Annotated in this window: 20 protein-coding genes and 1 tRNA gene; 18 read left to right on the forward strand and 3 right to left on the reverse strand. The window is 55.9% G+C overall.

All coding sequences use genetic code 11. The features are described from left to right. Positions 1-17: 17 nt before the first annotated feature. From HUO14_RS08635 to HUO14_RS08660, 6 genes are all read left to right on the forward strand, one after another. The gene (locus HUO14_RS08635) at positions 18-440 is read left to right on the forward strand and encodes a Fur family transcriptional regulator (protein ID WP_176279436.1); all 423 of its coding nucleotides are present in this window, start codon (positions 18-20) and stop codon (positions 438-440) included. 78 nt (positions 441-518) lie between these two features. Then, positions 519-1,265: a lysophospholipid acyltransferase family protein gene (locus HUO14_RS08640; protein WP_176279437.1), complete on the forward strand. Its 747-nt coding sequence runs from the start codon at positions 519-521 to the stop codon at positions 1,263-1,265. A 9-nt stretch (positions 1,266-1,274) separates the two neighbouring features. Then, positions 1,275-2,612 (forward strand): tRNA (N6-isopentenyl adenosine(37)-C2)-methylthiotransferase MiaB, encoded by a 1,338-nt coding sequence (gene miaB, locus HUO14_RS08645; RefSeq protein ID WP_176279438.1) that lies wholly within the window; start codon positions 1,275-1,277, stop codon positions 2,610-2,612. Continuing rightward, positions 2,612-3,643: a PhoH family protein gene (locus HUO14_RS08650; RefSeq protein ID WP_176279439.1), complete on the forward strand. Its 1,032-nt coding sequence runs from the start codon at positions 2,612-2,614 to the stop codon at positions 3,641-3,643. The genes miaB and HUO14_RS08650 overlap by 1 nt, the downstream gene beginning before the upstream one ends. After that, a complete protein-coding gene (gene ybeY, locus HUO14_RS08655; protein ID WP_176279440.1) occupies positions 3,630-4,145 on the forward strand; it encodes an rRNA maturation RNase YbeY in 516 nt (171 codons plus the stop codon). Before HUO14_RS08650 ends, ybeY begins: the two co-directional genes overlap by 14 nt. A gap of 12 nt (positions 4,146-4,157) precedes the next feature. Further along, a complete protein-coding gene (locus HUO14_RS08660) occupies positions 4,158-5,102 on the forward strand; it encodes a hemolysin family protein (protein ID WP_176279441.1) in 945 nt (314 codons plus the stop codon). On the opposite strand, the gene HUO14_RS08665 is transcribed toward HUO14_RS08660, so the two are convergent. After that, on the reverse strand, positions 5,099-5,779 hold the full coding sequence (locus tag HUO14_RS08665; RefSeq protein ID WP_343046072.1) for an MOSC domain-containing protein: 681 nt from the start codon (positions 5,777-5,779) through the stop codon (positions 5,099-5,101). The genes HUO14_RS08660 and HUO14_RS08665 overlap by 4 nt on opposite strands. 37 nt (positions 5,780-5,816) lie before the next feature. Here HUO14_RS08665 and HUO14_RS08670 point away from each other — a divergent pair, with 37 nt between their 5' ends. The 8 genes from HUO14_RS08670 (at position 5,817) to HUO14_RS08705 (ending at position 13,538) form a co-directional block, all read left to right on the forward strand. Beyond that, positions 5,817-6,998, forward strand: coding sequence for a glycosyltransferase family 4 protein (locus tag HUO14_RS08670; protein ID WP_176279442.1), 1,182 nt, complete (start codon positions 5,817-5,819; stop codon positions 6,996-6,998). Positions 6,999-7,000: 2 nt separating this feature from the next. After that, on the forward strand, positions 7,001-8,323 hold the full coding sequence (locus HUO14_RS08675; protein ID WP_176279443.1) for a replication-associated recombination protein A: 1,323 nt from the start codon (positions 7,001-7,003) through the stop codon (positions 8,321-8,323). Further along, the gene (locus HUO14_RS08680) at positions 8,304-9,710 is read left to right on the forward strand and encodes a serine hydrolase domain-containing protein (protein ID WP_343046073.1); all 1,407 of its coding nucleotides are present in this window, start codon (positions 8,304-8,306) and stop codon (positions 9,708-9,710) included. Before HUO14_RS08675 ends, HUO14_RS08680 begins: the two co-directional genes overlap by 20 nt. Then, on the forward strand, positions 9,707-10,702 hold the full coding sequence (locus tag HUO14_RS08685; RefSeq protein ID WP_176279444.1) for an NADPH:quinone oxidoreductase family protein: 996 nt from the start codon (positions 9,707-9,709) through the stop codon (positions 10,700-10,702). The genes HUO14_RS08680 and HUO14_RS08685 overlap by 4 nt, the downstream gene beginning before the upstream one ends. 115 nt (positions 10,703-10,817) lie before the next feature. Further along, on the forward strand, positions 10,818-12,065 hold the full coding sequence (locus HUO14_RS08690; protein WP_246255365.1) for a mechanosensitive ion channel: 1,248 nt from the start codon (positions 10,818-10,820) through the stop codon (positions 12,063-12,065). Positions 12,066-12,150: 85 nt separating this feature from the next. Next, positions 12,151-13,023, forward strand: a complete 873-nt coding sequence (locus HUO14_RS08695) for a hypothetical protein (RefSeq protein ID WP_176279445.1) — start codon at positions 12,151-12,153, stop codon at positions 13,021-13,023. Between the two features lie 30 nt (positions 13,024-13,053). After that, positions 13,054-13,129: transfer RNA gene (locus HUO14_RS08700), tRNA-Thr, on the forward strand. A 127-nt stretch (positions 13,130-13,256) separates the two neighbouring features. Then, positions 13,257-13,538 carry an excalibur calcium-binding domain-containing protein gene (locus HUO14_RS08705; RefSeq protein WP_217907984.1) on the forward strand — a complete coding sequence of 94 codons (282 nt, stop codon included), beginning with the start codon at positions 13,257-13,259 and terminating at the stop codon, positions 13,536-13,538. Here the strand turns inward: HUO14_RS08705 and HUO14_RS08710 are convergent. Next, positions 13,464-16,412 carry a TonB-dependent receptor gene (locus HUO14_RS08710; RefSeq protein ID WP_176279446.1) on the reverse strand — a complete coding sequence of 983 codons (2,949 nt, stop codon included), beginning with the start codon at positions 16,410-16,412 and terminating at the stop codon, positions 13,464-13,466. The genes HUO14_RS08705 and HUO14_RS08710 overlap by 75 nt on opposite strands. A gap of 227 nt (positions 16,413-16,639) precedes the next feature. Then, on the reverse strand, positions 16,640-19,198 hold the full coding sequence (locus HUO14_RS08715) for a TonB-dependent receptor (RefSeq protein ID WP_176279447.1): 2,559 nt from the start codon (positions 19,196-19,198) through the stop codon (positions 16,640-16,642). 432 nt (positions 19,199-19,630) lie between these two features. On the opposite strand from HUO14_RS08715, the gene HUO14_RS08720 reads away from it, so the two are divergent. From HUO14_RS08720 to HUO14_RS08735, 4 genes are all read left to right on the forward strand, one after another. Continuing rightward, on the forward strand, positions 19,631-20,011 hold the full coding sequence (locus HUO14_RS08720) for a response regulator (RefSeq protein ID WP_176279448.1): 381 nt from the start codon (positions 19,631-19,633) through the stop codon (positions 20,009-20,011). Between the two features lie 133 nt (positions 20,012-20,144). After that, positions 20,145-21,128 carry a YaiO family outer membrane beta-barrel protein gene (locus tag HUO14_RS08725; protein WP_176279449.1) on the forward strand — a complete coding sequence of 328 codons (984 nt, stop codon included), beginning with the start codon at positions 20,145-20,147 and terminating at the stop codon, positions 21,126-21,128. Then, on the forward strand, positions 21,125-22,096 hold the full coding sequence (locus HUO14_RS08730) for a HEAT repeat domain-containing protein (protein ID WP_176279450.1): 972 nt from the start codon (positions 21,125-21,127) through the stop codon (positions 22,094-22,096). The genes HUO14_RS08725 and HUO14_RS08730 overlap by 4 nt, the downstream gene beginning before the upstream one ends. Next, positions 22,093-23,520 carry a glycosyltransferase family 2 protein gene (locus HUO14_RS08735; protein ID WP_176279451.1) on the forward strand — a complete coding sequence of 476 codons (1,428 nt, stop codon included), beginning with the start codon at positions 22,093-22,095 and terminating at the stop codon, positions 23,518-23,520. Before HUO14_RS08730 ends, HUO14_RS08735 begins: the two co-directional genes overlap by 4 nt. The last annotated feature ends 8 nt before the right edge of the window (positions 23,521-23,528 follow it).

The following is a 23,528-nucleotide window of genomic DNA, read 5'->3' on the forward strand; positions in this document are numbered from 1 at the left end:
GACAATGGAAAGGGTCCATGCCCCAAAAAATCGATCTTGAAGCATTATGTGCGGAAAAAGGATTGCGGATCACCGACCAGCGTCGGGTGATCGCGCGCGTCATATCCGATGCGGAGGATCATCCCGACGTTGAAACCCTGCATGAGCGGGCTTCGGCTGTAGACTCCCGCATCTCAATCGCAACCGTCTACCGGACCGTTCGCCTGTTCGAGGAAGCGGGCATATTGGACCGCCACGATTTTGGCGATGGCCGCGCCCGTTACGAGGCAGTTCCTGAATCACATCACGATCACCTGATTGACGTAGAAACCGGCAAGGTTATCGAATTTGTCGACCCTGAACTTGAAGCACTGCAAAAGCAGATTGCCGAAAAGCTGGGCTACCGACTGGTTGACCATCGTATGGAGCTTTATGGCGTATCTCTCGCCAGAAAAAGCTGAAGTGCCAAAATCCGTCTCGGATCAGCAGTCCTGCGACACCCAAGCGACGCCTGATCGACCGCGGGGCAGAGTTCGCTGATGGGCTATTTGAGATTTTCCCTGCGTATCGCGCTGCTGTTCATAGCCCTGTTCGCCTGTGTACCATTCTACTATATCTGGCGTATCTTGCGCTTGTCCAATCCATGGCCGAGAACATTTCTCAAAATCGCAGCCTTTGCGTGCGGAGCCCGCGTCAATATAGTCGGCACCCCGATCCGCCGAGATGTATTCTTTATTTCCAATCACTTATCCTGGGTCGACATTGCAATTCTCGGTGGACATAGCGGCACTGCCTTTGTTTCCAAGGAAGAAATCGGAGACTGGCCGATCATCGGCTGGCTCTGCCGGCTCAACGACACCGTGTTCGTCTCGCGATCGGACCGGATGGGTGTGGCAGACCAGATCAACCAGCTGCGCGACGCCCTTGAGGAAACCTGGGCGATCACGATTTTTCCGGAAGGCACGACATCTGACGGTTCAGACCTGCTGCCCTTCAAAGCACCCCTGCTCAAGGTACTGGAACCGCCCCCGCCCGGCATAATCGTCCAACCGATATTTCTCAATTACGGCGTGAATGCTGATGAAATTAGCTGGACTGGCGACGAAACCGCGCCTGCGAATGCCTGGCGGCTACTCACGCGACGCAGCAGCTTTCTGGTAGAAGTACATTTTCTCGAGCCCTTCGACCCGGACCATTATTCAGGCCGAAAGAATATCGCAGCCGAGGCCCGGCGCCGGATCGCCGAACCGCTTTCGGCTTCCCTGGGTGGCAAACCCATTGTATAGGCAGCCGCTATGACCAAAGCCGATCCTAAAAAATTCCATATCAAGTCCTTTGGCTGCCAGATGAATGTCTATGACGGCGAACGCATGTCAGAAATGCTGGTCGATCAGGGCATGACCGCCGCAGAAAACAGCGAAGCAGCCGATCTGGTGGTGCTCAACACCTGCCACATTCGTGAAAAGGCAGTCGATAAAGTCTATTCCGATATCGGGCGGTTGCGCCGGAAAGACGGCAGCAGCCCAATGATCGCAGTCGCCGGCTGCGTCGCCCAGGCCGAGGGCAAGGAAATCTCACGCCGCGCCCCCAGTGTCGACATAGTCGTCGGTCCGCAAGCCTATCACCGACTGCCCGAACTGATGGAAACCGCGAAATCGGGCAAGAAAGCGCTCGACACCGACATGCCGGCGATTTCGAAATTTGATATTCTGCCAACCCGCGGGAAACAGGCACGACCGACCGCTTTCCTGACAGTTCAGGAAGGCTGCGACAAATTTTGCACCTATTGTGTGGTCCCTTATACGCGCGGCGCGGAGATTTCGCGTCCGTGGAGCGATCTGGTCGACGAAGCAAAGGCGCTGGTCGACGGCGGGGCCCGTGAAATCACGCTGCTGGGCCAGAATGTCAACGCCTGGAGCGGCGAAGACGAGAAGGGAAATATGCAAGGCCTCGACGGCCTGATCCGGGCGCTCGACAGAATCCCGGGCCTGAAACGCATTCGCTATATGACCAGCCATCCCAACGACATGACCGATGGCCTGGTTGCCGCGCATGGCGACGTGGGCTCGCTGATGCCCTTCCTCCATCTTCCGGTCCAGTCGGGCAGCGACCGCATTCTCAAGGCCATGAACCGCTCGCACAGCGTCCGGAGCTACCTCACGATCCTTGAGCAAATGCGCGCGGTCCGGCCCGACATCGCCTTGTCTGGCGACTTCATTGTCGGCTTTCCTGGCGAAACCGATCAGGATTTCGAAGAAACATTGCAGATCGTCCGGGATGCCAATTATTCGCAGGCATTCTCCTTCAAATATTCTCCTCGTCCCGGCACTCCGGCTTCGGGAATGGACGACCAGATTGCACCGGAAGTAATGGATGAACGGCTGCAGCGGTTGCAGGCGCTGCTCAACGAGCAACAATATGCGTTCAATCAGCAAACCGTAGGCCGCACGACCGACATATTGCTGGAACGACAGGGCAAGCTGGATGGACAGCTGATCGGCAAGACACCCTGGCTGCAGTCGCTTCACATCATCTCTCCTGACCTGAAGATCGGCGATATGGTCGAGGTCGAAATAGCCCGTGCAGGTCCCAACAGCCTGACCGGCGAAATCAAAGAAAGAATGGCTGCCTGATGGCACAGAAAACAAAGGCCGGAGAAGCCGTCAAACTCACCAGTCTTGATCTGGAGTTTGAAGACGCGCACATTTTGGGCGATTTGTTCGGCGAATATGACCGGAATATCGTGGCCATCGAGAACCGGCTCGGCGTCTATATCGCCGCACGTGGAACCAAATTGAAAATCGAGGGCGAAGAAGAGGCCGTGTCACAGGCGCACACCGTCCTGACCGGCATCTATAACCGCTTGGAACAGGGACAGGAAATTGATGCTGGAGCCGTCGAAGCAATTATCGCCATGGCCGCCGACCCTCGGGTTGCAAAAGCGGTGAAGAAATCGGGAACGGTGATCAAGACCGGCAAGGATGATGTCGCCGAAGCACCCAAGGTGATGATCAGGACCCGCAAGAAGACGATCTTTCCGCGGTCGGTTCGCCAGGCCCATTATATGGAAGCGCTCGCTCGCGACGACATGATTTTTGCCCTTGGTCCTGCAGGGACCGGCAAAACCTATCTGGCGGTAGCGCAAGCGGTCTCCCAGCTGGTTGCCGGCACCGTCGACCGTCTGATTCTGTCTCGGCCGGCGGTCGAGGCTGGAGAGAAGATCGGCTTTCTTCCCGGGGACTTGAAGGAGAAGGTCGATCCGTTTCTGCGGCCGCTCTATGACGCTCTTTACGACACGCTTCCCGCCGAGCAGGTGGAACGGCGGATCGAAAGCGGCGAAATCGAAATCGCCCCGATTGCATTCATGCGCGGACGAACCCTGGCCGACGCCTTTGTCATCCTTGACGAAGCCCAGAATACAACCGCCGCCCAGATGAAAATGTTCCTCACCCGTTTCGGCATGAACAGCCGGATGGTGATCTGCGGCGACCCCAAGCAGGTCGATTTACCCCGAGAAGCGGTTTCCGGACTGGCCGACGCAGTATCCAAATTGCAGGATATCGATCGGGTCAGCGTCGTCGAATTTGGCGCGAGCGACGTTGTCCGCCACCCGCTGGTCGGAAAAATCGTCGAAGCCTATGAAGGCAAAGATGCTTCAGACTGAAATGATTGTCTGTCCGCCTTGGGACGAGAAAGCAGAATGGACCGATCTGGCCGCCCGGGCAGCTAAGGCCGCGATCACGGCATCGTCGCACGCGGCAATAATCTCGCGCAATTTCGCCATAGAAATCAGTGTCAAATTGTCAGACAATGACGAAGTCCAGACTCTCAACAAGGCCTATCGCGGAAAGGACAAGCCAACCAACGTCCTGTCATTTCCGCAAATCCAGCCAGATTTGCTCGAGACGCTGGCGAATACCGACGACGGAGAGGCCTTGCTCGGTGATATCATTCTGGCCTTCGAGACATGTCGCGACGAAGCGCTGGCGAAGGATATCCCCCTTTCCCGCCATGTTACACATTTGATTGTGCACGGGACCTTGCATTTGCTAGGATATGATCACGAGAACGAGGCCGATGCAGGGGTAATGGAAAATATCGAAATCAATGCATTGGCAACATTGGCCATTGCCAATCCTTACGCAGAACAAGCGCAAAACAGGTAATCAAGAAATAATATGAGTGACGTTGAAAAGGAAAATGGCACGGGCGTGGCTCGCAGCAGCGGCCAATCCAAGGAAGATGACGAGCCCGGGCGAATATGGCGGAGCCTGAAGGCTCTGCTATTCGGAAACACCGAAGATAATAGTCTGCGCGCGCAGATCGAAGAAGTCATTGACGACCACGAGAATGATGCGGAATCCGATCCAAACGGGCGACCCGACGTATCATCACTGGAACTCGAGATGCTGCGGAACATGCTGCATTTCAGCGATAATCGGGTAGACGATATCGCGGTACCGCGTGCCGATATAATTGCGATTGAGGAAAGCTCCCCGTTCAGCGACTTCGTCGATATTTTCTCCGAGCACGGGCACAGCCGGATTCCGGTATATCGCGACAATCTCGACAATATTATCGGAATGATCCACATCAAGGATATCTTCGCGATTGTTGCGAAGGGAGGCAAATATCCTGATGATATCGCACCCTTTCTTCGTCAGCCGCGTTTCGTACCGGAATCAATGGGCGTGCTGGATCTGCTGGCCGAAATGCGGGCCACACGCACCCATCTTGCGATCATTTTTGACGAATATAATGGCACGGAAGGTCTCGTTACCATCGAGGATATTGTCGAGGAGATCACCGGCGAGATCGAAGACGAACATGATGACGAACCAGTGCCGATGCTCGTCAAGCTGGACGATGGAATCTGGGAGGCAGATGCCCGGGCCGAGCTGGACGATGTCGGCGAGGCGATCGATCCGGCACTCGAGGTGATCGACGAGGATGTCGACACAATCGGAGGTCTGAGCTTCGTGCTGGCGGGCCATATTCCCACTGTGGGTGAAAGGCTGGAACATCCCAGCGGCTGGATTCTGGAAATTACCGAAGCCGATGACCGCCGCGTCACCAGACTGCGCCTGCACCCGGCACAGCAGGATGAGATCAAGCCCGCTTAGCCGGCGGCCAGCTGCCCAGCCCGAACCCGCCAGCTTTCAGCGAGCGTCCGGTTTTTTGAAAGCGCGACAAGTTCAGCGGCCTGCCCCTTGTGCCCGCCGCCGATTATCATGCCGAATAGCCAGTCCAGCGGCCAGTCGGGATAAGGCCGTGCCTGTTGGACAAAGTCGTCCCCTGCCTTCACCCGTCCCTCTTCCAGGACGCGAAAATAGCTGCCTGATTTCCCGGTTTTCACCACGGTCTTCAAGACATCGCCTTTGCCAAATCGATGATTGAGCTTCCAGCAAGGCTGACGCGCGTGGCTGCATTCTATCAATGCCGACCCAACCCGGAAAATATCGCCCAGACAGAGCTGATCCTCGGTCAATCCGGTACAACTGAAATTCTCGCCAAAGGCACCCGTTTCATTCAGCTCGGAGACATCGGGATATTTCTCCCGCCAGAAATCATAATGTTCGATCGGATAGAGATGAACCGCCTTGTCACGGCCGCCGTGGCGCAGCGGATCGCCTACCTGATTGCCCTCCAGCCCTTCAAAGCCCAGCATTAGCGACCGGTCAACCGGGTCCTTGGCAATCGCGCTCAATTCGCCATCATCGCCAAATATTTTCGGCGTGCCAGTCAGCAGATGGTCGAGCTTCGTCCGGAGCATAAGCGACTGATAGCCAACCAAGTTCACATTGGCAATTTCCCCTTGATTATGCTTCAAGGCGCGAATGGAAATCAGTGACCTTCGCATTGCCCTTTATAGTGGCAATTATAACTTCGTCCGCGATGGTGCCAATCAGGCACTCAACCGGCTGGTGGATTATCTGCTGCGCCAGGGGGCCGCTGTGCGGGTCTATTCACCCACCACGGACACGCCCGCTTTTGAGCCGACCGGCGATCTTGTCAGCGTCCCGTCCGTGGCTTTTCCCGGTCGTGGTGAATATCGCTTTCCGACCCGCCTTTCCGGCGATGTCCGCAGGGATCTCGAGCGGTTCAATCCCAATATCATGCAGATTTCCAGTCCGGACCGTGTCGGCCACAAGATGGTGTCGTGGGCGCGCAACAACGAGATACCGGTTCTGGCATCCGTGCACACGCGGTTTGAAACCTATCCGCGCTATTATAATCTCGCCTTTCTGGAGCCGGTGATCGAGGCGATCCTGCGACGTCTCTATCGGCGTTGCGACGCTCTGGTGGCTCCGTCCGAATCGATGGCGCAGGTGCTGCGCGACCAGCGAATGAATTATGACGTCGGCATCTGGTCTCGCGGGGTTGACCGCGAGATATTCAATTCCGGCCATCGCGACATGGCATGGCGACGCGCGCTCGGCATCGCGGACGACGAACCGGTGATCGGGTTTCTCGGACGGCTGGTGATGGAAAAGGGACTCGATGTCTTTTCCGATGCAATCGACGAACTCAATCGCCGCAAGGTCAAACACAAGGTCGTGGTCATAGGCGAAGGGCCCGCCCAACAGTGGTTCGAGGAACGGATTCCCGGTGCCGTTTTCGCCGGATTCCAGCAGGGCAGCGATCTCGGCCGCGCGGTTGCAAGCATGGACATGCTGTTCAACCCCTCGATCACCGAAACTTTCGGCAATGTCACCCTCGAAGCGATGGCCTGCGGTCTTCCGGTCGTGGCAGCACAGGCCACCGGCAGCCAGAGCCTGGTCAAAGACAATGAATCGGGCAAGCTGATAGCGCCCGGCGCTGTCCGTGAATTTGCCGATGCCCTGCAATTATATTGCGAACACCACGATATCCGCAACGCACACGGCGCCGCCGGGGAACGTCGCGCCGAAGAATATAGCTGGGACCAGATCAACAATGTCGTGGCACAAACCTACATGCGGCTCGTCCGCCAGCGGCGCGCCGGTCACGGACCGATCTCCTCGGCTGCTATCCGCTAGTCATGCAGGGACTGTTTGACGATGATGACGAAGAACAACAGCGGGATTCCGAAAACACGCCCGATGCCCCCCTTGCCGACCGGCTGAGACCGCGTCTGCTGCCCGACATCGTCGGCCAAGACCATCTGGTCGGAGCAGAAGGCACGATCGGCCGGATGATCGCTGCGGGCAAACTGTCTTCCATCATCCTTTGGGGACCGCCCGGAACCGGCAAAACCAGTCTCGCCAGACTGCTCGCCGATCAGACCGACCTGCATTTCAAGGCTATCTCTGCGGTATTTTCAGGGGTTGCCGACCTGAAGAAGGTTTTTGCCGAGGCCGACATGCGCTTTCAGTCCGGCAAGGCGACCCTGTTGTTCGTCGACGAAATACACCGTTTCAATCGCTCCCAGCAGGACAGTTTCCTGCCTTATGTCGAGCGGGGCACGGTGGTGCTGGTAGGTGCGACGACCGAGAATCCGTCATTTGAACTCAATGCCGCTTTGCTGAGCCGTGCCCAGGTTCTCATCCTCAATCGACTGGATGCGGCCGCTCTGGGCCAGTTACTGGACAAGGCCGAAAAGCTCGAAGACAAGCCCCTGCCCCTCACCAGCGATGCCAGAGAAGCATTGATCGCCAGCGCCGACGGCGATGGCCGGTTCCTGCTCAATCAGGCAGAGACGTTGTTCTCGCTGGACCTCAACGATCCGCTCGACCCTCCCCAACTCGCCAAAATACTGCACCGGCGCATGGCGGTCTATGACAAGGATCGGGAGGGTCATTATAATCTGATCTCGGCGCTGCACAAAGCGTTGCGCGGGTCCGATCCACAGGCCTCTCTCTATTATCTGGCACGGATGCTGGTGGCCGGTGAACAGCCGTTATTCCTGCTTCGCCGCATCGTCCGATTTGCCAGCGAAGATATCGGCCTCGCTGATCCGCAGGCCCTGATGCAGGCGCTCGCCGCGAAACAGGCATATGAATTTCTCGGCAGTCCGGAGGGCGAGCTGGCGATCGTTCAGGCCTGCCTCTATTGCGCCACCGCACCAAAATCCAACGCAGCCTATAAGGCTCAAAAAGGCGCATGGAAATCCGCCAAAAGCACCGGCTCGCTGATGCCGCCGCAAAACATTCTCAATGCACCGACCAGCCTGATGAAGGACATCGGCTATGGCAAAGGCTATAGCTACGATCATGAAACCGATGACGGATTTTCGGGTGACAATTACTGGCCGGAAGAGATGCAGCCGGAGACATATTACCAACCGGTGGACCGGGGCTTTGAGCATAAAATCCGGGAACGGCTAGATTATTGGGAGAATTTGCGTGCTGAAAAAACTGGTTAGTATCTGCGCCCTGGGTGCCCTGGTTCCGGTCAGCGCATTCGCCCAGGATGAAGAGCCATCGCGCTATGACCGCGCTTTGGCTGCAGGATATAAAGCACAGTTCGTCTGTTCCGGCCTTTGGAACGGAGGAAAAGCACTCGCTGATATCAAGGCCGATGAACTGACCGGTATATATGACCGCATAGCCGATATTGTGCCGGAACTGTCCGAGGTTGTGGAAGGGAGCGAAAGGCGGGTCCGCGTTTCGTTTGCCGAGGATATGCCGCCGCGCATCGCAATCTGGAATCACAGGACGGGTTGCACTTCCATGCCCATTGGATTTGACGACGTTCCGACCCGCGCGCCGGTCAAGACACGTGATTTTCGGGACGACTTGCCGTGGCCGATGGGAGATATCACTCCTGCTCCGGCTAAAAACGCGGCTGGATTGCCCGTCGCCGCTGTGGCGCAACAGGCATTCGATGCGACCACTTACGGCGAGGGCAACAAAACCAGCGGCCTATTGATCCTGCACAAGAATATGATCAAGGCCGAACAATATAAAGCCGGTCATGATCTTCATACCGCGCAGCGGACATGGTCTGTTGCGAAGTCTATCGCGGGGACTCTGATCGGCCACTCGGTCCAGCAGAATATGGTCGATGTGCGCGCCAAAGCCGGCTTGCCGCAATGGCAGGAAACCGGAGATCCGCGCAGCGCTATCACCATCGACAATCTTATGCGGATGGCCAGCGGCCTGACCAGCGACACCGCCGGCAACCGCACCGATGGCATCTACATGGGCGCCACCAGCGCGAGCCAGCAGGCCACCAGCTGGTCTCTGCTGGAACAGCCGGGCACAAAATTTCGCTATGCCAATAACGACACGTTGCTAGCGGTGCTTGCTGCCCGTGCCTCCCATGAGGAGCGGAAGAACAAACTCGGCAATTATATGCCCGGGAAGCATGATTTTGATCCGTTTGCCCTGTTCCAGAAACTGGGTATGACCCGCACTTATGCCGAGACCGACTGGCAGGGCAATTATATCCTCTCCAGTCAGGTCTGGACCACCGCTCGGGACCTCGGACGGCTTGGTCAGCTTTATCTCGACAATGGCGTATGGAACGGCGAACGTCTGCTTCCCGAAAACTGGCTGGATTATGTCAGCAGGCCTTCCGGGCCGCAGCCGGAGGGGCGAGAATTCGGCTATGGCGCGACATTCTGGCTGATGGACAAATCCGAAGGCGTCCCGGCAGATACGATTGCTGCCTTCGGAAACCGCGGCCAGTATCTGGTTATCATCCCCTCCCTTAATTTGGTTATCGTCCGGCGCGGCTATGACACCAGCGACGGACGGTTTGATATCGCGGCATTTACCCGTGATGTCGTCAGGGTTCTCGCACAATGACCTCCTATCGCGCGGCCGTCTGCACGGATCTGACCGGCCCCGACTCGATCGAGATACAAACAAGACTACCGAGACCGCTCACCTCGGGCGAAGTCCGCATCGCCGTGAAGGCAGCAGGCCTGAATTTCCCGGACCTGCTGATGACCCGGGGCAAATATCAGTTCCGGCCCGATCCGCCTTTCATACCCGGACTGGAAGCGGCCGGTGAAGTTCTTGAGGTCGCACCGGATGTCCAAAACTTCAAACCAGGTGACCGGGTCATGGCGGGCGGAAAGGGCGGCGCGCTGGCCGAACAATGGATTGTCGATGAAGCGGCCCTCTCTCCCCTGCCCGATGCACTTTCCTTTGCCGAAGGCGCTTGCTGGCAGTCCGCCGCATCGACCGCCTGGCATGCACTGGTCGCCCGGGGACATCTGCAACCCGGCGAGACGGTTCTCGTTCTCGGCGCCAGCGGCGGAGTCGGTATGGCTGCCGTGAAAATGGCAAAACATATCGGAGCGACCGTTTTCGGCGTCGCTTCGAACGAGGAGAAACTGGAAGCGGTCCATCGAGCCGGCGCCGATCATCTGCTTGACCCTTCCGACAAGGATCTCGCCGCCAAGGTCAAGGCGCTCACCGACGGCAAGGGTGTGGATGTCGTTTACGATCCCGTCGGCGGCGAGCTTGCGATAACCGCTACGCGTGCAATAGCCTGGAACGGGCGATATCTCATCGTCGGATTTGCCAGCGGAACCATTCCATCTTTTCCGGCCAATCACATCATGATCAAGACCTACAGCGTGATCGGCGTACGCGCCGGAGAAGGCCCGCGCCGCGATCCCGAATTGGCCAAACGACAAACCGCCGCGCTTAGGGAATTGGCGCAAAAGGGCGTCATGCGCCCCCATATTTCCCACCGGTTCTCCCTCGCTGATGCTGCGCAGGCGCTCGCTGTACTGGAACGCCGCGAAGCCATCGGCAGGGTCGTTGTCGCAATGGAGACAAGCTCTTGATCTTTACGAGTTTTTACGCTCCGGAATTCAATGGAATTTATTGATTTCTGTCTATTTGTTGGAAAACGTGTTATCTGGTAGCGTTTGTAACAACTAACGAAATAGGGGAAGCTATATGGATGGGTTGCGAATAGGCAATTATGCTCTTGATACAGAGCTCGCAATAGAAATAGGACAGAAGATTGGCCTTGCGGTCATCATTCTTATTATTACCTGGGTTTTGGCGAAGGCCGCAAAATGGGCCTTTGCAAAGCTGGTCGACAATATCGGATTTTTGCGACGCGACACCGGATCGGGAACCTCGCTTGGAGAATCGCTCGGCAAGATCGCCAGCCTGTTGATCTGGCTATTCGGCCTGATTGCCATCCTGACCGTATTCGGCCTCGGCGGCGTCGTGCAGCCGATCGAAGGACTGCTCAACACCGTCATGCAGGCACTGCCCGGCATCGTAATGGCCGTGGTGGTCTTTTTCGTTGGTCTCAAGATCGCCGACATATTGCGCGATCTGGTCGTAACCGCGTTGCAGACATTCGATTTCGACAAATGGGCCAATCGGGGCGGTATCGACACCGCCACCGGTAACAGCCAGATTTCCTCGACAATCGGTTCGATCGTCTATGCCCTGACCGTTATCTTTGTGGCGATTTTTGCGCTTGATATACTTGATATCGAGTCAATTTCGGCACCGGCCAGCGAAATGCTGCGGACCATCTTCCAGGCGCTGCCAGCCATTTTCACGGCAGCGATCACTCTGGGCCTCGGTTATCTGATCAGCAAATTTGTCGTTCAGATCATCAAGGATATCCTGCCTGGCCTGGGTGTTGATCAATCGGTTGCTGCGATCGGAATATTGCCGGAGAAAACATCGCTGACATCCATATTGGCCCGCATTGCCCAGATTGGCATCATGCTCTTCTTTGCTATCGCAGCGACGCGCTTGCTCGGATTTCCGGAACTAACCCGGATATTGGACCAGGTTCTTGAACTCGGTGGCCGGGTAATATTCGGCGGTGTCGTGATCATGGCCGGTTTCCTGATCGCCAATCTGCTCGCACGTGTAATGAGCACTGCGGACGAAGGCAGCATGGCGGCAACGATCATCCGCTACGCTACCATAATCTTGTTCACCTTCATGGGCTTGCAGTTCATGGGCGTTGGCGAAGAGATTGTGCAGACAGCCTTTACCGCGCTGGTAATTGGTGGCGCAGCCGCAGCGGCTCTGGCCTTTGGCTGGGGTGGACGCGATGTGGCTGGCAAGGTTCTTGAGGACCTCCGCAACAACCCGCCAAAACCCAAGGCTCCTGCTGCCCGCAAGCCAGCAGCGCGGAAGCCTGCGGTTCGCAAACCGGTTGCCAAGAAATAGGCACTGGCCGATAATTTACAGAACAAGGGCGGGTCCTCCGGACTCGCCCTTTTCTTTTGCCGGGTTGATCCGCTAAGGGTCGAGTGTGCGTAACTTCACCCATTTTGCCTGCATAGACTGGTCGGGCGCCAGAACCGAGCGACCGAAGGGCATCGCCGTCGCCGTCATTGGTCCGGAAGGTCCCCCTGCCCTGATAATACCCGATCCGCACTGGTCGCGCACCGATGTTCTGGACTGGCTCCTGCGCATCGCAGAGACTCAGCAGGACATGCTGATCGGTTTCGACTTGTCGATGGCCCTGCCTTTTTTCGATCAGGGCGGCTATTTTCCCGAATGGGACGAGAGTCCCCGCGATGCGAAAGCCTTGTGGCGTCATATCGACAAGATCGCCCGCGATGATCACCATCTCAATGTTACCAGCTTTCTCGAACACCCGCAGGCCCACCGCCATTTTCGGCATGGACGGGGCCGGATTGGCGACCTGTTCACCGGCGGCACAGGTCGCTTGCGACAGGTCGAGCACTATCAGCGGGAAACCGGACAGGCCAATAGCGCCAGCTGTTTCAATCTGGTCGGCGCCGCCCAGGTCGGCAAATCCAGCCTGACCGGCATGCGGTTGCTCCATCGACTGGATGGCGCGATCCCGGTTTGGCCCTTCGATCTTGTGCCGGATCACGGTCCTGCCATCGTGGAAATCTACACGACGGTTGCCGCTCTGGCAGCCGGGCAGCCAAAGGGACGCAGCAAGGTCCGCGATCGCGCCGGACTGAAGCAGGCCCTGACGCGGTTGAATACACCGATCCCGGCCCGATTGGCCCGCTATGATGATCACAGCACCGATGCCCTGATCACCGCCGCCTGGATGAAACGGGAAGCGGGCAATCCGGCCCTCTGGAACCCGTCCGCCCTAACCGACGAAATAGCACAAAAAGAAGGCTGGACCTTTGGCGTGGTTTGACGCTAATAGCGCCCAGCAAATCCAGTGCATGCCGAATTAGCTCAGCTGGTAGAGCAACCGCCTTGTAAGCGGTAGGTCATCCGTTCGAGTCGGATATTCGGCACCATTTTTGCGGATAAAATTCGATCCGGGGGATCGACGCCCGCAAAAATCCCGCCGCGCCAGCATAGGTGCTGAGCCAATCCAGATTATCCGTATTTCACCTGTGCAAATAACGAGAAATTCGCGAAGCGCTGACCGCACGGGACTATTATCCCTATTGCGCCGCAGCCAGAGTGGCTGGAGCAGCTCCGATATCTCGCGGACCGAAAGACTACGGCCGGCATCTCGATGGAGATGTTCGCGGAATAGCTCGGAACAAAGCCGACACAGCATTTAAAATTGCAAAAAAAGCCCCGCCGGTTTCCCGGCAGGGCCACTTCATTCATCTTCGTTTCAGATCAGAACTTGAAACCGGCGCCGATACCGTAGCGGCGCGGTTCCAGCGTAAAGACGTTGGTGTACAGCCCGGATGACTGATCCGTTACATACAGCCCTGTTTCCGAATTGCTGTCGAACACATTCTGGATGAAACCCCGGACATACCAGCGGTCATCCGTCCCGTTCAGCTGGATCTGGGCGTTCGCCTGCGCGTAACCCTTGATCCGGTTGACATTGCCGTTGAAGATACTGCCGTAGCTCTCGCCGGTATAGGCAAGATCTACCCGAGGAACCAGGCTCATGCCGTTATCGAAGTTCATCGAATATTGCACACCGACAGAGAATTTCAACTTTGGCGCCTGTGGCAGGTCATTGCCCCGAATATTCTTGGGCACACCGGCGGCGAAATATTCTATTCCACCAAAGGCAGCAGGATCGAGGCCAGCACCGGCAAAGGCTCCGGCGGCAGCCGCTTCGAGCACACCGCAAATACCGAATGCACCGGTAGAGGCGATGCCGCCATCAGCTGGAAATGCCACCGTTGGTTGCAGGTTGGCACCAGCAGCAAGTCCGGGAACCAGACCGGCATTGATGACCCCGTTCACAGTATTGACGAAAGCATTGACGCCAGCAGCATTTCCGGAACCCGATGCGACCGCACAGTTGGACGCGTTGGTGATATCCTTGATAATCACCGCATCGGATCGACCACCGCCAAAGTCTCGCGGATCGCTGTTGAACGTATCCCCCTTCACCTTGGTTTTCAGGTAGCTGAAGCCCATGTTGATCGTCCAGTCCGGGTCGGGGCGAACGATTGCCTCGACCTCCGCACCGTAGATATCGGCATCGATATTTTCATTCACTGCGGTCCGCGCAACAATCTTGCTGAGCTGCAAATCCTTATACTTATAGTAGAATGCAGTCAGGTTGAGTTGCAGGGCGCCATCGCCAAATGTATTTTTCGATCCGATTTCAAACGCATCGACCTGTTCGGGCCGGAACGACGCCGGAACTGCGAAGATTGGCTGCAATGGCGGGTTCAAGCCCCCTGACTTATAGCCACGCGAATAGGATGCATAGATCAGATTATCGTCGGATATTTTATAATCAAGCACTGCGCGACCGGTAATCTCGTCGTTCTTGACCTGGCGGTTCTGGAATATCTGATTGCCGGGCGTACCTGGATCGGCATCGAAAGATCCGACGAACGGAGACTCAAACGCATTGGTTGTTTGAGCATATGGCACGAGGAAGCTGGCCAGGGTCGAACGCGCCTGCACGTTTTTCTTGTCATTATTGTACCGCAAGCCGCCGGTCAGCTTCAAAGTGTCGCTGATGTCGAAATAGACCTCACCGAACAGGCCGTAGGATTTGACGGTCAGGTCGTCCGTGTTGTTGCGGAAATAGGGCGTACCGAGGAACGAAGGCGGCAAGCCATTGCCGAGCGACGTAAAGCTGCCAAGCAAACCTGCAACATAATCAATCGCAAAGGCATTCACATAATAGCTGTTCTCGGTCAGATGATAATCTGCATAGATACCGCCAACGAGGAAGTTGAACGGACCATCCAGATCGCTCGAGATGATCGCCTCTGCCGACCAGCTGCTATTCTCCTGGTTCGAACGGTCATATTGAAGCGGAGTTGTGGCACAGTTGCTATTGCCACCAAATGCCCCGAGTCCAATCGTGTCCGTATCCGAAGTACACAGAACGCCATCTGGACCATTGGGAATGATTGCAGCAGCAAGCGGTGAGAAATAGGCTGCAGGAAGGCCGGGAATGAGACCTGCTGCTGCTGCCGCAAGCGTATTCAATCCAGGTGCATAAATGTCGCGCCGGCCGATATTGTTATTATAGTCCTGTCGTGAATCGAGCTTCACCTTCTGGTAGGTACCGGAAAGCTGGGCACTGATCGGACCGAAATCATGTTCGATCTTGCCCTGGAAGGTCATCTCGCTGGTAAAATATTCCGGCGTGAAGGCGGTGTTGACCGTTCTGGAGTCCGCAGGAATGCCAATTCCCGAATATTGGTCCGGACCATAGAGGCTACCCAGCGCGAACGCGGTCGGGATTCCCTGCGTGGCCAGAAATTCCTGTGAGGACAGCGCCGCGGTAAACGTTGAATTGGCATTGAACGGCTGCGCATCGCGGCGTGCGTTCAGACAACCCAAAATACCGGTTTCGTCTCTTTGGCAATATTGCTTCTGGATCCGCATCCGGTTGTCGCTTTCGCGGAAATAAGAAGCCATCAGGTCAATCGTTGTATCCGGGCCGGCCTCGAAACGCAGAGAACCGCGGATCGAGTAGAGATCGCGATCATCCAGATCAGGTCCGCCATTCAGATTGGTCGTGTAACCATCCCGCTTGACGTAGATACCGGCACCGCGGAAAGCGATATTGTCGCCGATCGGCACGTTGACCATGCCCTTGACCTTGATGGCATTGTAATTGCCATATTCGGCATCACCGGAAGCCTCGAATTCGCCCATTCTCGGCTTGGCGGTAACCACATTGACCACGCCTGCGGTCGCGTTACGCCCGAACAGGGTGCCTTGAGGACCGCGCAACACTTCGACGCGCTCGAGATCGAAAAACTCTGTTTCAAACAATCGGGTTGAAAATAACGGCTGATCATTAAGATGGATCGCCGTTGCCTGATCGCACGACACGCCCACGCAGAGATCGCCGATCCCGCGGATCGTGAAGCTGGAACTGGTGAAGTTGGTTTTGGTAAAAGTGATATTGGGAAGGGTCAGCTGAAGATCGGAACTATTTTCGATCTGCTGGGCTTCCAATGCTTCACTGGAAAAGGCCGAAACCGCAATCGGCACGTCCTGAGCACTTTGAGCCTGTCTCTGTGCAGTAACAATGATGATGTTGTCGTCGACATCAGCTCTGTCATTCTGCGCATAAGCAGGCACTGAAATTGCAGTTATAGCAGTAGCGGCTAACAATAGCGATTTACGCATTTCTCTCTCCCCAAATCCGAACATTCTATCGGAGAGTGGCATTTTTGCTCATCCCCCCAGACGAGCAGATACTCAACTAATCGCGCGATTAAGTCCAGCCAGAAATGCAAAAAGCGCATTCCAACATTCTATTTTTGCATCATAAGAAGTAAAATTGATGTAATTTTGATACAAAAAAGCCCCGCCAGTTTCCCGGCGGGGCTCTATTTTACCGAAACAGGTTCCGATTAGAATTTGTAACGGACAACCGCTCCATAGGTGCGCGGCGCGCTTGGATAGCCCGAAACCGTGCCTGCCTGAGCAACGCCGTCAAACACGGTCGTAAGGAACTGGTCGTTCAACAGGTTGCGAACATAGCCGCCAACTTCAAAGCCGTTTTCAAGCTTGAGCGTCATCGAGCCGTTGACCAGATTGACCTCGCGGCTGAAAATCTGGGTGTTGCCCAAAGCAGCGTTATAGGTCGGCAAGCCATTGTTGATCGGCGTATTGCTTTCATGGCTATAATCGATCCGCGTGATCAACTTGTTCCCGCTGCCGCCAAATTCGTGAGAATAGGTTGCCGAAGTCGAAATAGCGAACTCGGGGATCCCGGCAGGCGTTGCGCCTGTCAGGTCACCCAGGACACTGCCCGTGAAGGAATCGAAGAGCGGATCAAGATAGGTCATCGCGAATGTGAAAACCAAGCCGTCGGTCGGGTTGATCGTGCTGTCAAACTCGATACCCTTGACTGATTGCTGGCCAGCATTCTGCAAGGCAAAACCGGTGCCGGTGAAGGCAAGGCTCTGGAACCCCTTGATGGTCTGGTCGAACAATGCGAGGTTGAAGCCGAAGCCTTCCCACTGACCTTTCACACCAACTTCATACACGGTGGCATTTTCCGGGCCTGCAAAGCGCGAACCGCTTGACAGGTTAGGCAGTGCCAGACCGGCATCGAGGACTGGCGAAGACGGAGCCGCGAAGGTCGAACCGCCAGGGCCTGCAACGAAATCGGCGCTGGAAGGCCGGCTATCTCGCGACAGGTTGACCGAGCTCGCCTTGAAGCCCGTTGCATAGCTACCGTAAACATTCACTTCTTCCGACACGCGATAGGATGCGCGCAACAGGTAGGTGAACTTGTCATCGCGGGTCTTGCCGTCTTCGACTGCGTTCGGGATGGTCAGGAAAGGTGGCTGGAACTGGAAAGCAGCAAGGCCGAGCAACGGATTTACCGTTGGATCGGTTGCAGCTGCAAGCAGAGCTGCCTGGTTGGGTGCCGGAAGTGCCTGAAACTGATCCCTGGTCGTTACAGCACCTGCCGTTGCGCCAACAATGAACGCATCGACCAGATTGATTTGCCCCAGTGGATCGAAGCTTTGCTGAGCGAGTGCAAAGTCCTTCTTGTCATCGGTGTAGTTGAAGCCGCCTGTGAAGACCAGGCCATCGACCGGTTCAAAATCAACCGTACCGAAGATCGAATAAGACGTGTTATCCATCGAAAACTGTTCGGCAGTGAGCAGCGGCGTGAGGAAAATCGTTTCCTGCTGCAGACCCAGGCCTGCTTCAACTCCGTTGAACACGCTTGGGTTACCGGCGATGACATCTGCCGGGTTTCCGCCAGCCAGAAGCTCGAAGAAATCACGAATCTGGGTGCCGTTTTCAATCTGGCTGATCTGCGAAATGCTTTCGTCGAAATAATAGCCGCCGAGCAAGAAGTTGACAGGACCGTCAAAGTCCGATGTGACCCGGAATTCCTGGGTCAGCGTCTTGACCTTTTGGTTGCGGGTTTCGTTGGCGATGTCCAGGCTGCTGTAGTCAATGTCCGAGACGAACAGATTCTTCAGTTCGCGGTAGGAAGAGATCGACGTGAACGAAAGCGGTCCTGCGTCATAATCGACCTGGATAGAGCCGCCATAATTGTCGACCTTGTTGATCGGAACCTGGTTGAGATATGCATCATAGCCGAAACGGTCGGTCGAGAACTGGCCACCAAGCAACTGGATCGCGCCGGCAGTTGGTCCGGCAACAACCGTTGTCACCTGACAGCAGATTTCGTCAATCCGCGAATAATCACCGATCGCACGAATCTTCAGATCCGGTGTTGGTTCAAACAACAATTGGCCACGAGCTGCCCAGCGGTTCCGGTTGTTCTGCTCTTCGTTCAGATTGACGATATCGGCATAGCCGTCGCGACGGTTATAGCTGCCGTCAACCGAGAAGGCGATATTGTCTGTCAGCGGACCGGTGATGTCGCCTTTGACCACGACATTATTATAGTTGCCGTAAACAGCTTCAACCGCACCGCCGAATTCGAACTGCGGCTCACGTGTTACCACCGAGATCACGCCGGCAGAAGCGTTCTTGCCGAACAGCGTCGATTGTGGGCCGTTGAGCACTTCGATACGCTGGACATTGGGAAGATCGGACAGAGCAGCAGCCGAACGCGAACGGAACACGCCGTCGATGAACACGCCGACGGATGGCTCGATGCCGAAATTATTGTCGCCGTTACCGAAACCGCGAATGATGAAAGTCGATGCCGAAGAAGTCTGGAGTTGGCTGACACGCAGCGAAGGAGTGACCGACTGCAAGTCGAGTACGTCACGGATCTGGGCATTTTCGAGCGTTTCGCCGGTCGTGACCGATACCGAAATTGGCGTTTCCTGCAACGTGGTTTCACGCTTGGAAGCGGTGACGATGATTACATTGTCGTCAAAGGTTTCTTCCTGCTGGACATCCTGCGCATAGGCAGGGGCAGTTGCGATGACACCGCTAAGAGCAGTGGCGGCCAAAAATTTTGAGATGTTCATTTGTGTCTCCTGCGCCTCGATCATTTTGTCGTAGGTCTGAAATTGAATGGAGCGGACTGCCCATTTCAACGCGGAGCACTGGTCGAAAGCAGGAAGATAGTCCAGCGCATAACATCTATAAACGCCGTGTTACTGCGCTTTGTTCCCAAAAACCCGTATTGCGTTGCAACTAAGTCACATTTTCTCGTTTCACGGAAATGGCGCGCCATAGATACCCAACATGGATGCTCGAATCATTCGACTATTTTTGCCGATCTGCTCCTACCGTGACGGCCATCAGCACCGTCCGGTTTCTGTGTGTGCCTGCCGGGATAAGACCGGATTTTACGTGAAACGGGATCGCCACCGGGCCGAATTAACTATATTGAGATCGTCAGCCTTTCTTAATCCGACTTGTGTTAAAGAGGCGAAAAATCATACCGGAACCCGAAAATGGCATACATCCTTATTGCAGACGACGACGATATTCTCGTCGATATGATTCGATTGCGACTGGACGGACACGGTCACCACATCGAAGTGGCGGCCGATGGCGAAGCGGCGCTTGACGCCGTCTCCAGTCAGCGACCTGATATCATTATCCTCGATATGATGATGCCGATCATTTCGGGCTCGGAAGTCCTGTCAAAGCTCAAGTCTCAGCCGGAGACCAGGGATATTCCGGTCATCATGCTCACGTCCCGGAGTGGCGAGGCGGATATTGTCCAGGCGTTGAAAGCGGGTGTGGATGACTATCTGACCAAGCCCTTCATCCCTCAGGAACTGATAGCCCGCATCGACAAGCTCCTGCTAAGATACAAAAATGACGGATAGAGTCCTTGCAAAATTTGTCGGGGTTTCGATCACAGCCATGCTGTTCGGCCTTCAGCCGGTCCAGGCGAAGACGCAGGTTGCTGCAGACGTCGAGAATATAAGCGCACAATCACAGCCGCCTCGGTCCGAACAATTGGAAAAAGAGGTCGCAAATAGTCCGCCCGACAGCGAACGTTTGCAAAGATTGGCATCTGTGTATGCTGCGGAAGGCGACCTGGCATCGGCAAAGCGAACCATCGATCGTGCATTGGCGCTTTTTCCAGATGACAATGATGTGAAAATGGCAAATGCCAATATTTTACTTTGGCAAGGGCGTTTGAAACAATCGCGACTACAAGCAGATGATGTCGCGCGACATTATCCGGACTACCCCGGGCTGGCGGAATTTCGAACCGCTCTCGAACGCGTCCAGGATGATCGGGCCGCGCGCCTCATCGGCGCAGCTGTCAACGTGGGCGTGGCAGACGTCTCTTTTCCCCTGCGGAACGACCAGACGTGGACGACACAGGTCGTATCTGCGTCCTTTCGTTTGTCAGATAGCGGAAGCCTGACAACCACGATAGATATGGAGCAACGCGAACAGTCCGACGTCCGGTTGGTAGCGGAATATGCGCATCGGCTGGACAATGGGTTCGTCTCGATTGGAGTAGCAGCCACCCCGAACGCAGATTTTCGGGAGAAGTGGAGCGTAAGGGCCGCTGGAAAATATAACGTATCGAGATCCCTTTCGATCGTCGCCGACGGCAAACTGGCAGACTATTCCACGAATATGGTGGTCGCCGTCGGAGCCGGGCTTGAATATAGACCCGCCCCCGATTTTTTCTTGACCGCACGAACGATCAACTTGTTCGGCGGCGGCGAAAACTACCGCTTTGGTGGTGTATTGCGAGGCGATTACCGCCCCGAAGGCAAAGTCGGCTTCTTCGTCTTGGCAGCCGAATATCCAGATGCCGAAGCCGACGGAACACGCCAGTTGCGGTCCTTTGCCGGGGGCATGGTTGTTCCGCTTGGGCAAGGATGGACTTTGCGGCTGACCGGAGAAGATGATCGAAGAGAAAACAGTTATCACCGTCGCGCCGTTAATGTCGGCATTGCCTGGAGGTTTGGTGGCTCATGAACATGTATGACGGAGCGATCCAGATGTCCATTTTCGTGGCCAGCGCAATGCTCGCCATATTTGCAACGCTGGTGCTCTATCGCTGGTGGGGAGAACGGAAAAGCCGGCAGCGCCGCGCGCTGCACACCGACGTTTCGCGAAGCTATATTCAGCGGATCGCCGGGCAGAAATCCGAGACGAGCCGAACCTGGACAAAATCTCTTCGGCTGGACGTCGTCAGTCATCTGCTCCTGCTTTTGCGCGGCGGAGAACGCGACCGGCTCAAAGAGCTTGCGGAACTGGACGGGCTGCTCGACGAAGCTCTGCGCTTGTCACGGAATCTTCGAGCGTCAAAGCGGATAGATGCGATCCGTATCCTGCAGCAATTTGGCAGTGCCGTCTGCGTCGCTCGCTTGCGTCGAATGATGAAGTCTGATCGCAATCCGGACGTACGTCTTAACGCCGCCTTTGCGCTGGCGTCTGCAGGCGTGCTGCCACCGCCTCGTGAAACTATCACAATGCTCGGTATGTTCGATCGAGATACTTCTCGTCTCGACATTGCGCTGTTGCGGTCGCTTGCCTCCCGATATGTCGGACATTTCAACGTTCTGCTGGAAGAAGATATCCCGGACAAACGCCGCGCCATGCTTGTCGATGCCCTGGGCTGGTCGGGCGACATGTCGGTTTTGCCGACGCTGGAAAAAGCAGCGCAATCCAAAGATGTCGAAGTTCGCGCTGCCGCTTTGAGAGCGGCGTCGCAACTCGGTCATCCCTCGGTTCCCTGGGTGCTGGATATGCTGGAGGATGAAAGCGAAATTGTCCGGCTCCAGGCAGCAAATAGCTGTGCAGTACTGAGATTGCGTTCCGCAGTTCCCCGTTTGCAGAAGCTTCTTTCCGATGACGTCCTATGGGTCCGATTGCGAGCGGAGGAAGCCATTGCCCTTCTTGCAAACAACGGCGAAACCAACAAGGAAGAGTTGAGCAAATGAGTCTCGCTGAAAGCCTGAATATCCTGTCTCAAATTGTCCTATATCTGGCATTTGGTTGCATGATCATCGTGGCGTATCGCAATGCTGTCAGCCTGACCCAGCTGCTATTGGCCGCTTATGTATTTGCAACACGCGTCAAGCCTTCCTCGGCGTCACTCGATTTGTGGCATCGATATGCCGACCTCGCCCTACCCATTTCCGTCATCGCGCCGGCCTTCAACGAAGAACTGTCCATCGTCGAAAGCGTCAAGGCGCTGCTCGCGCTCGAATATCCGGAACATGAGGTTATCGTCGTCAACGATGGCTCGTCAGACAAAACGCTGGCGACTCTCATAACCAACTTCGACATGGTGAAAACCAATCGGCAGCAGATCGCGGCACTGCAAACAACGGAATTGTTCGGCGCCTATAAATCGAAAACCCACCCCAATCTTTGGGTGATCGACAAGGAAAACGGGCGGAAAGCCGACGCCGCAAATGCTGGAATAGGTTTCGCCCGCACTCCGCTGGTTTGCGTGATTGATGCAGATTCGATTATCGAACCCGACGGATTGCTGCGCGCGGCAGAGCCGTTCATGCTCGACGACGGCAAGATGGTGGCGGTCGGTGGTGCCATACGGATAGCAAACGGGTGCGAGATACGGGGCGGATCGCTGCGCAAGATCGGACTGTCCAAAAACTGGCTTCCCCGGTTTCAGGTCGTCGAATATCTTCGTGCCTTCCTCACCGCCCGCGTGGCCAATGCGCATTTCAACACCTTGCTCCTGATCTCCGGAGCCTTCGGAGTTTTCCGCCGCTCGACACTCGTCGAAATGGGGGGATATCGCCACGATACGGTTGGCGAAGATCTCGAACTGGTCGTGCGCATGCACCGCCATATGAGGGAGAAGAAGGAAGACTATAGAATAGACTTTGTTCCGGAAATCGTTTGCTGGACAGAAGCCCCGGCTGAATGGGGCGGGCTCAAGAACCAGCGGGCAAGATGGCAGCAGGGCGCACTTGAAACGCTGATCAAGCATTGGCGCATGGTCGGCAACCCGCGTTACGGACGCATCGGGCTTTTTGCGATGCCGCAAGTTGTTATCGAGGACATTCTTGGCCCGCCTGCAGAGCTGATCGGCTATCTGGTGGTTCCTCTGGCAATCTTGCTGGGTCTGCTGGACCCGATTGCAGCAGTCGCCTATTTTTGCATGACGGTTTTGTTCGGAACCGGACTTAGCCTAGGCACCCTGATTCTGGAAGAAATACAGCTTCGCCGCACTCCGAGCGCAGCTGACCTGGCACGGATCGGTGCTGCCGCATTTATCGAAAATTTCGGCTACCGTCAGGCAAATCTTGTGTTTCGGTTCATTGGCATAAAGCGTCACTTCAAGAAGGAAACCGCTTGGTCTCCCGTGCCAAGGGTCGGCTTCGGAGCGGCCTGAATTCGCGC

The sequence above is a fragment of the Parasphingorhabdus flavimaris genome, assembly GCF_013371215.1.
GTDB lineage: Bacteria > Pseudomonadota > Alphaproteobacteria > Sphingomonadales > Sphingomonadaceae > Parasphingorhabdus > Parasphingorhabdus flavimaris.

What these genes read in the sequence shown, in the direction of transcription:
- HUO14_RS08635 (WP_176279436.1), top strand. Translation starts at nt 18, where the DNA reads ATGCCCCAAAAAATCGATCTTGAAGCATTATGTGCGGAAAAAGGATTG.
- HUO14_RS08640 (WP_176279437.1), top strand. Translation starts at nt 519, where the DNA reads ATGGGCTATTTGAGATTTTCCCTGCGTATCGCGCTGCTGTTCATAGCC.
- miaB (WP_176279438.1), top strand. Translation starts at nt 1,275, where the DNA reads ATGACCAAAGCCGATCCTAAAAAATTCCATATCAAGTCCTTTGGCTGC.
- HUO14_RS08650 (WP_176279439.1), top strand. Translation starts at nt 2,612, where the DNA reads ATGGCACAGAAAACAAAGGCCGGAGAAGCCGTCAAACTCACCAGTCTT.
- ybeY (WP_176279440.1), top strand. Translation starts at nt 3,630, where the DNA reads ATGCTTCAGACTGAAATGATTGTCTGTCCGCCTTGGGACGAGAAAGCA.
- HUO14_RS08660 (WP_176279441.1), top strand. Translation starts at nt 4,158, where the DNA reads ATGAGTGACGTTGAAAAGGAAAATGGCACGGGCGTGGCTCGCAGCAGC.
- HUO14_RS08670 (WP_176279442.1), top strand. Translation starts at nt 5,817, where the DNA reads ATGGAAATCAGTGACCTTCGCATTGCCCTTTATAGTGGCAATTATAAC.
- HUO14_RS08675 (WP_176279443.1), top strand. Translation starts at nt 7,001, where the DNA reads ATGCAGGGACTGTTTGACGATGATGACGAAGAACAACAGCGGGATTCC.
- HUO14_RS08685 (WP_176279444.1), top strand. Translation starts at nt 9,707, where the DNA reads ATGACCTCCTATCGCGCGGCCGTCTGCACGGATCTGACCGGCCCCGAC.
- HUO14_RS08690 (WP_246255365.1), top strand. Translation starts at nt 10,818, where the DNA reads ATGGATGGGTTGCGAATAGGCAATTATGCTCTTGATACAGAGCTCGCA.
- HUO14_RS08710 (WP_176279446.1), bottom strand. Translation starts at nt 16,412, where the DNA reads ATGCGTAAATCGCTATTGTTAGCCGCTACTGCTATAACTGCAATTTCA.
- HUO14_RS08715 (WP_176279447.1), bottom strand. Translation starts at nt 19,198, where the DNA reads ATGAACATCTCAAAATTTTTGGCCGCCACTGCTCTTAGCGGTGTCATC.
- HUO14_RS08720 (WP_176279448.1), top strand. Translation starts at nt 19,631, where the DNA reads ATGGCATACATCCTTATTGCAGACGACGACGATATTCTCGTCGATATG.
- HUO14_RS08730 (WP_176279450.1), top strand. Translation starts at nt 21,125, where the DNA reads ATGAACATGTATGACGGAGCGATCCAGATGTCCATTTTCGTGGCCAGC.
- HUO14_RS08735 (WP_176279451.1), top strand. Translation starts at nt 22,093, where the DNA reads ATGAGTCTCGCTGAAAGCCTGAATATCCTGTCTCAAATTGTCCTATAT.